General features: G+C 44.5%; 7 protein-coding genes. All 7 read left to right on the top strand.

Annotated features, from left to right (window positions below; genetic code table 11):
* The first annotated feature begins 177 nt into the window (after positions 1-177).
* The 7 genes from F0261_RS13530 to F0261_RS13500 all read left to right on the top strand — a co-directional run bounded on the left by F0261_RS13530 (position 178) and on the right by F0261_RS13500 (position 8,144).
* Positions 178-1,080, top strand: a complete 903-nt coding sequence (locus tag F0261_RS13530) for a transcriptional regulator GcvA (RefSeq protein WP_014949024.1) — start codon at positions 178-180, stop codon at positions 1,078-1,080.
* Position 1,081: 1 nt separating this feature from the next.
* Positions 1,082-1,774 carry an alpha/beta family hydrolase gene (locus tag F0261_RS13525; RefSeq protein WP_014978894.1) on the top strand — a complete coding sequence of 231 codons (693 nt, stop codon included), beginning with the start codon at positions 1,082-1,084 and terminating at the stop codon, positions 1,772-1,774.
* A gap of 35 nt (positions 1,775-1,809) precedes the next feature.
* Positions 1,810-2,277 carry a DUF423 domain-containing protein gene (locus tag F0261_RS13520; protein ID WP_171338226.1) on the top strand — a complete coding sequence of 156 codons (468 nt, stop codon included), beginning with the start codon at positions 1,810-1,812 and terminating at the stop codon, positions 2,275-2,277.
* A complete protein-coding gene (gene rlmM / locus F0261_RS13515) occupies positions 2,270-3,367 on the top strand; it encodes a 23S rRNA (cytidine(2498)-2'-O)-methyltransferase RlmM (RefSeq protein ID WP_014978896.1) in 1,098 nt (365 codons plus the stop codon). The genes F0261_RS13520 and rlmM overlap by 8 nt, the downstream gene beginning before the upstream one ends.
* A gap of 183 nt (positions 3,368-3,550) precedes the next feature.
* On the top strand, positions 3,551-5,638 hold the full coding sequence (gene fusA / locus F0261_RS13510; protein WP_014978897.1) for an elongation factor G: 2,088 nt from the start codon (positions 3,551-3,553) through the stop codon (positions 5,636-5,638).
* A gap of 305 nt (positions 5,639-5,943) precedes the next feature.
* Entirely contained in the window at positions 5,944-7,074 is a 1,131-nt protein-coding gene (locus F0261_RS13505) for a hypothetical protein (RefSeq protein WP_171338225.1), read from the top strand.
* Positions 7,071-8,144, top strand: a complete 1,074-nt coding sequence (locus F0261_RS13500) for a hypothetical protein (protein ID WP_171338224.1) — start codon at positions 7,071-7,073, stop codon at positions 8,142-8,144. Before F0261_RS13505 ends, F0261_RS13500 begins: the two co-directional genes overlap by 4 nt.
* The last annotated feature ends 10 nt before the right edge of the window (positions 8,145-8,154 follow it).

Raw genomic sequence — 8,154 nt, 5'->3', positions numbered from 1 at the left:
ATGTTAATATGTTTAACAAATGTTCATCATAAAATGCTGAAATTAAATGTTCTTTTTTAATTTCGGGTAAATTATAGTCAGTGGGTGGTGAAAAATAAAACGAGTAAAAGTATGGGTTGTCATTAGAAAAACTAATGAATTTGTCATGCTTCGGTCACACTGGATTAAAAACGATATATGCATCGACGTTTACCCCCTCTCAACGCCTTGAAATCGTTTGAAGCGGCTGCTCGCCATTTGAGCTTTACTAAGGCTGCCGATGAGCTGTTTGTTACACAAGCTGCCGTTAGCCACCAGATAAAAGCGCTTGAAGATTTCTTATCGATGAAGCTATTTCTTCGAAGAAATAGAACCCTGCTTCTAACCGAAGAAGGTCAAGCTTATTTTCTTGAGCTAAAAGATATCTTCAAAAACTTACAAGATGCGACAGAAAGGCTACTTGCGAAGGGCAGTAAAGGTGCTATCACGGTAGCGATGCCGCCCAGCTTTGCGAGCCAATGGCTGGTACCCCGTATTCATAAGTTTAGTTTGGCGCATCCAGACATCGACGTACGCATCAAGGCAGTTGATTTCGATGAAGGCTTCTTAGAAGACGATGTAGACGTTGCGATATATTACGGTAAAGGTCGTTGGGCTGGTCTTCAAGCCGACCAGCTACATCGAGAGTTTCTAACTCCGCTTTGCTCTCCAATGCTTTTTCAAGGCCCCAAACCTTTATCCAGCCTGTCTGACTTACGACACCACGTGTTGCTTCACGACTTAAGCCGTACTGCATGGAAAAATTGGTTGAAGCATGTAGGTGTGGTTGGCGTAAACGTTAACCAAGGACCGGTTTTCAGTCACTCCATGCTAGTTTTGCAAGCCGCTGCACTCGGTCAAGGCATTGCGTTGGGTAACACGGTACTTGCAAGGCCGGAAATTGAAGCGGGAAGGCTAGTTATGCCGTTTGAAGAACGAGTGGAGAGTCGCGATGCGTTTTATCTCGTGTGTGAGGAATCACAGGCTGAACTGGGTAAGATTGCGGCATTTAGAGACTGGATCTTAGCGCTGGTCGAAGCTGAACAAGAGGACTTGTTGTAATATGACTAAGTTGAACACCATTGCTGAACAGCCTAGTTTTGACATTGAATTGCATGAAGCCGATAAGCCCTTAGCGTGTTTGATACTAGGCCACGGAGCCGGCGCCGGTAGGGAACATGAATTCATGCAAGACATTGCGAAGGAACTGGTTGCTAAAGGTATATCAACCGTTCTTTTTAACTTTCCCTATATGCAAACCATAAAAGCTACCGGTAAGCGTAGGCCTCCCGATAAAGCCGATAAACTTATGTCACATTTTACTGCGGTGATTGAAACCTGCAGCAAAGATAACAAAGCCTTGCATAACTTGCCTGTATTCATTGGTGGAAAGTCGATGGGCGGGCGTATGGCGACCATGGTGTACGAAGCGGTGAGCAATGTAAAAGGCGCGATAGCGCTGGGCTATCCGTTTCACCCGCCTGGTAAGCCAGAAAAAACACGAATCGAACATCTGCAAACGGCGTCTAAGCCTTTGCTTATTATTCAGGGTGAACGAGATACCTTTGGTACAAAGAGCGAAGTAGAGGACTACATAAAGCGCTGCGTGTTATCTGCAGACATTGAATGCGCCTATTTAGAAGACGGCGATCACAGTTTTAAGCCTCGCAAAGCAAGCGGCAAAACACAGCAGGAACATATTGTTAAAGCTGCCACGCTTACCGCTTCTTTTATAGCAGCCAATTTAAATAATTAATGATTAATTAGAAATCAGAGCGAAAGACTAATTTAATGAAAACTGAAAAACTTAGGTTTGCCACCGTTGCTAAACCTTATCTTATTACTGGCGCATTGCTAGCGGGCCTTTCTGTCGTGCTAGGTGCGTTTGGCGCACATGGTTTAAAAAGCGTGTTAACTGCACAGCAGCTCAGCACTTTTGAAATTGGCGTGCGTTATCAAATGTATCACGCATTAGCCTTGCTGCTTTTACCTGCATTGTCAGGAGTTGTCTCATCGACGTGGTCTAATCGGGTAGCGTTTTGTTTCGTTACCGGAACGGTGTTGTTTAGTGGAAGTTTATATGCGCTAGGAGTAAGTGGGTTTAAATGGTTTGGCCCGATAACGCCCTTGGGTGGCACGTTCTTTATTATTGGATGGGTGTTGTTAGTGATTGGACTGATAAAAGGTCATGATTTAAATAAGCAACAAAAAGAAGAGCAGAGCAAAACTCACCACACGCCGGGGGCAGGTAATGTCTAACACCAGTATTTTGGGTTATTGCCGACCTGGTTATGAAAACGATACGGCTAACGAACTTACATCGCGTTACGGTGAAGCCCAGTGTTATGGCTACCCAGTGTCGAAGAAGAACAGTGGCTTTGTACTTTATCATTTATATGATGGCTCGCAGCTAGAGCAAACCATTACCCAGTTTGCTGTTCACGACAGTATCTTCCCTCGTCAACTGGTGGCTGTTTTTGCCACGGTAAACGATATAGAGAAAGAGGACAGAGTAGGGCAAGTGCTCGAGGCTTTGAAAGAGGTAGAAAAACCATTTCAAATTTTCGGCGCCATAGACGTCGAATACCCAGATACAGAAGAAGGTAAAACCCTCGCAAAGTTCTGTCGAAAGTTTACTGTTCCTCTTCGCCAAGCCCTAAGAAAGGCGGAATGGCTCACCGCAAAGGAAAATTTAGGTAAACCAAAGCTACATATTTTCTTTGAGTCATTTGAGATTTGCCATATTGGCTATACATTACCCAGTCATGCTAGTGGCGATCACTTGGGTATATGCAGGTTAAAGTTCCCAAGTGATGCGCCGAGCCGCTCGACGCTTAAACTTGAAGATGCCTTAGTGAATATGCTGAGCGACAAACAGCAGGCTAAGGTACTTCGAAGCGGTGGACGTGCCGTGGACCTAGGTGCATGCCCGGGTGGTTGGACATATCAGCTGGTGAAGCGCGGAATGTATGTTGAAGCTATCGACAATGGACTTGTAGCCGATAGTTTAATGAGTACGGGCTTGGTTGAACATCACGCGGCAGACGGGTTTACCTATCGACCACAATTTGGTCGTGTAGATTTGCTGGTATGTGATATGATAGAGCAACCCGATAGGGTAGCTAAATTGATGGGTGATTGGTTAGTTAAGCACTGGGCAACGCACGCAATATTCAATTTAAAGTTACCTATGAAACAACGTTATGAAACTGTAGTTGAAGCCATGACGTTGCTAAGAGGCCGATTAAATGCTTTGGAAGATGCATTTGCGGTGAAGGTGAGGCATCTCTACCACGACAGAGATGAAGTTACAGTAACAATTGTTCGCACTTCAAAAGATGAGGTGTGATTTTGTTATATTTCAAAAAAGTGTCATCAACAATTAAGTTGCTGATATTTATAGAAAAGAATTAATGGTGGCGCGGATTACAGTAAACGAATTTAAGGTTTATGCTAAAAAAGGTGTAAATCTGGTATAGAAATCCTTTATAATCCGGCCGTTTTTTTACTCTGAACCAATGAAAGTGAACTAATGTCAGAACTATCTCATTACAGAAACATTGGTATTTTCGCCCACGTAGACGCGGGTAAAACTACCACAACAGAACGTATCTTGAAGCTTACTGGTAAAATCCATAAAACTGGTGAGGTTCACGATGGTGAATCAACAACTGACTTCATGGAGCAGGAAGCTGAGCGTGGTATTACCATCCAGTCAGCGGCAACAACCTGTTTCTGGAAAGATCATCGCATGAACATCATCGATACTCCGGGACACGTTGACTTTACAGTTGAAGTATATCGTTCACTTAAAGTACTAGACGGCGGTATCGGTGTATTCTGTGGTTCTGGCGGTGTTGAGCCTCAGTCAGAAACTAACTGGCGTTACGCTAACGAATCTGGCGTTGCACGCTGTATTTTCGTTAATAAGCTAGACCGTATGGGTGCAGACTTCTACCGTGTTGTTGGCCAAGTTAAGAAAGTACTTGCTGCTAACCCACTAGTAATGACGCTTCCAATCGGTATCGAAGACGAGTTTACAGGTGTTGTTAACCTTCTAGATATGAAAGCGTACATCTGGGACGATTCAGGTCTTCCTGAGAACTACGAAGTTGTAGATATCCCAGCAGACATGGTTGAGAAAGCAAACGAGTACCGTGAGCAACTAATCGAAACTGCTGTTGAGCAAGACGACGACCTAATGATGGCTTACATGGATGGCGAAGAGCCGTCTCTAGAAGACATCAAGCGCTGTATCCGTAAAGGTACTCGTGACCTAGCGTTCTTCCCAACTTACTGTGGTTCTGCATTTAAGAACAAGGGTATTCAGCTAGTTCTTGACGCAGTTGTTGACTTCCTACCTTCTCCAACAGAAGTAGATCCTCAGCCACTAACTGACGAAGAAACGGGTGAGCCTACTGGCGAAGTAGCAACAGTATCTGTTGACGAGCCGTTCCGTGCGCTTGCGTTCAAAATCATGGACGACCGTTTCGGTGCCCTTACGTTTATCCGTATCTACTCTGGTAAGTTAAACAAAGGCGACACTATTCTTAATAGTGCAACGGGTAAGACTGAGCGTATCGGCCGTATGGTTGAGATGCACGCTGACGAACGTACTGAACTTACTTCAGCACAAGCAGGTGACATCCTAGCTGTTGTTGGTATGAAGAACGTTCAAACTGGTCACACACTTTGTGATCCGAAGAACCCTTGTACACTAGAGCCAATGATCTTCCCTGAGCCAGTAATCTCAATTGCTGTTAAGCCAAAAGACAAAGGCGCTAACGAAAAGATGTCTATCGCTATCGGTAAACTAGTAGCAGAAGACCCATCTTTCCAAGTTGAAACTGACGAAGATTCTGGCGAAACCATCCTTAAAGGTATGGGTGAGCTTCACCTAGACATCAAAGTAGACATCTTGAAGCGTACTTATGGCGTTGAGCTAGAAGTTGGTCAGCCTCAGGTTGCTTACCGTGAAACTATCACGCAAGCGGTTGAAGACAGCTACACGCACAAGAAGCAGTCTGGTGGTTCTGGTCAGTTCGGTAAAATTGATTACCGCATCAAGCCAGGCGAAACTAACTCTGGCTTTACGTTTGCTTCAACAGTTGTGGGCGGTAACGTTCCTAAAGAATTCTTCCCAGCCATTGAAAAAGGCTTCAAGAGCATGATGGAAGTGGGTCCTCTAGCGGGTTACCCAGTACTAGACGTTGAAGTTGAACTATTCGACGGTGGTTTCCACGCAGTTGACTCATCAGCAATCGCGTTCGAAATTGCAGCGAAAGGTGCATTCCGTCAGTCAATGCCAAAAGCGGGTCCTCAAATTCTTGAGCCTGTAATGAAAGTTGACGTGTTCAGCCCAGAAGATAACGTTGGTGACGTAATCGGTGACCTTAACCGTCGTCGTGGTATGATTAAAGACCAAGAAGCTGGCGCTACTGGCGTTCGCATCAAGGCTGACGTACCTCTATCTGAGATGTTTGGTTACATCGGTCACCTACGTACTATTACATCTGGTCGTGGTCAGTTCTCTATGGAATTCAGCCACTACTCAGCATGTCCTCAGAACGTAGCTGACAAAGTAATTGAAGAAGCGAAAGCACGTAAAGCTGCTAAGTAATTAGCCTATGCGAACGTAAGCTGACCTTGGGTTAGCTTACGCTTCAAGAAATACTAAAAAGCCGGTCGCATGACCGGCTTTTTGTTGCCTGAAAATTACGGGCACGGAAAAGGAAAGGTTATCGGTCCCAAGTGCGTGTTTGTCAAAATTGCACGCAGGATAAAAAGATGAAAGTAGAATTATTTGGAATTGTTTAAAAAATGAACTATTCTGAACGAGTCAACATCTCTTTTAATAACGGAAAAGCGTATCTAGGTTAGTCATTAGCCTGTAGTTGATTTAAATGCTCGCCAGGGATTGGGTTTATGCATAACACGACGTCAACCAAACGCCCCGGACAAACCTTTGTCCACTTTATTATCATTGCCACCGTTGCGTGGATCATTCTCTACGTCTTGTTGCATTTGGCTATCGACCCTGAAGGTCGGTTTGCTAAAAACAATATCAATGACGCTTACTACCTGACCGCTCAGGGAGAATTTTTGTTATTTGATGCGACAACATTGACCTGGAATGTAGGCAAAACCAAAGCGACCCCCATTCTTCAGCGATTAGATGAGCGCAATGCGACTATCCGGCTGTCAATGGAAAATCTTCGTATTGATGCCGCACGGTTAAGGGAGAGCTTAGACAGAGAATTAGGTGACACTAAAATTACAGGTGAGGCGCATCCCACTTATATAATTGAAATGGCTCTCAGCGCGGGAAAGGATGATAACTGCAAAACGTCTACAACAGAGTGCTATCAACCTACATGGGATGCGCCTTTGCTCACAGTGTCAGCATTATATTTAGAACTGCAAAATATAGAGGGACATCAAGAGTCTAATGCCGCACTTGCCCGCATAACGAGCTATTTATCTCAACTTAAGCAGCAATCATATGCGCAATATATTGATGCTAATGCTTTACGTGGAAGTCGTGCCCAGTCATTTTTTTGGTCCAGTCCTGAAGGGAGTTCAGCTGAAATTATATTCTTCGCGGTATTCGGCGTACTGGCTAACCTTCTAGTAAACTCAGCTGAGTATTTAAGAAACAATAACTTTAAACAGAATGAGCGTTGGGTTGCTTATACCAAGTTAGTGTATGGCCCAATTATCGCGTGGATCTTAGTGACGGCAATTGCAGTAGGATGGTTAGATTTGGGGGAGTATCAAATTGGCACGTATAGTCTACCTCTACTGGCTTTTGTGCTGGGTTTTTATTCGCGAAAAACAGTTAACCTATTCAGTCGATTTGGCGACCATTTACTGGGTAAGGCCAGTGAATCCATTGAAAAGGGGCCAGCTGAAATACTGGCAAGTCGGCAGGCTTATCAGGCGCAGTTTCTCAATACACAACGTCCCCGTTCATATCAGGATCTGAAACAAACGGCATTTGATATTCAATATGAAATAGTGAAAACGGAAGTGATGGAAATGGAGGCACGCAAATGAAAATTAGCGTAATGCTTATTATGTTTTTAATAGTGTGTGGCTGTCGTTCTACAGACACTGTTCCCCGTCTTCACGAGGCGCTTAATAAAGAAGTCGATTTTTTGCACAAGCGCCATATTGAAACCATCGAAGCTTATGGTACGTCGCTGCAGCAAACCAAATCTGACATTACTTCTATCAGTAGCGCGCTAGAGGCGTCAGAGCGTGAACGTTTGTCTGCGTTAAGTCAGCGCAACCAGGCAACGCAAAATGTGTTGGTCAGCGAAGTACTTAGTCAGTATGACCAGCGCGTTTACGATGAAATTACCGCCACCTTTGATCAGACTCTCGAAGCGGTGTTTTGGCCGAACATTGTTAACAATCAAAATGCCTATCGCGATAAAGAAGAGGCATTGGGGGCGCAACTGGCTGCCCATCAGTGTCACAAAGTCAATAGTGGGTGTAGTGATATCGGCTTTGATAATTACCGCAAACTTGCCGAACAATATCGCACTTACGGCGTGCTTAGTGAGTACATTATTCATTTGGGTTACAAACAAGAAAGTGAAATCTGGCAGCGATTGTCAGAGTTAACCCACCAATTTAAGCAGTCAGCGAAAGCCCAGGCACAACAGGTGTCAATAAAGACCAATGGCAGTGAAGATTTACTACAACCTTTGAAAGGCCAACTTAAAGTAGTGACTGAGAAATTAGATTCCGGTATTGATGCGTTGCAACAAGAGCGCAATGCGATGACAGAACACTGGACGATAACGAAGCAGTCGTTAGTCCTGTTACAGCAAGAAGTTAACAAACCTGAAGTGTGGGAGCTCATTTTAGCCGGCGGAACCGAGCGTGTAAAAGACGAAGTGGCTATTTACACCAGTGCCATTCAAGAGACAGTGGGCGGTATAGCGGGAGCACCTGTTGGTAATGTCGCAGCCACCCTTTTTGATCAGACAGTAAATGGCATTGTAGATAACAGTGTCAGGTCACTGGGCAGATCGATAGAGATGCTTTTCAGTAACGCCGAAAACCAAGTACAAAGCGAAGTGACTGATTTCTTGCAGTTAAACAAACTTAATCCATAGGGAAAGATGA

Origin of the sequence: Alteromonas sp. 07-89-2, assembly GCF_013113925.1 — a bacterium.
In the GTDB taxonomy this organism is placed as follows: domain Bacteria; phylum Pseudomonadota; class Gammaproteobacteria; order Enterobacterales; family Alteromonadaceae; genus Alteromonas; species Alteromonas macleodii.
The sequence above is the reverse complement of the archived record's forward strand: the minus strand, read 5'-3'. Positions and strand labels throughout refer to the sequence as shown.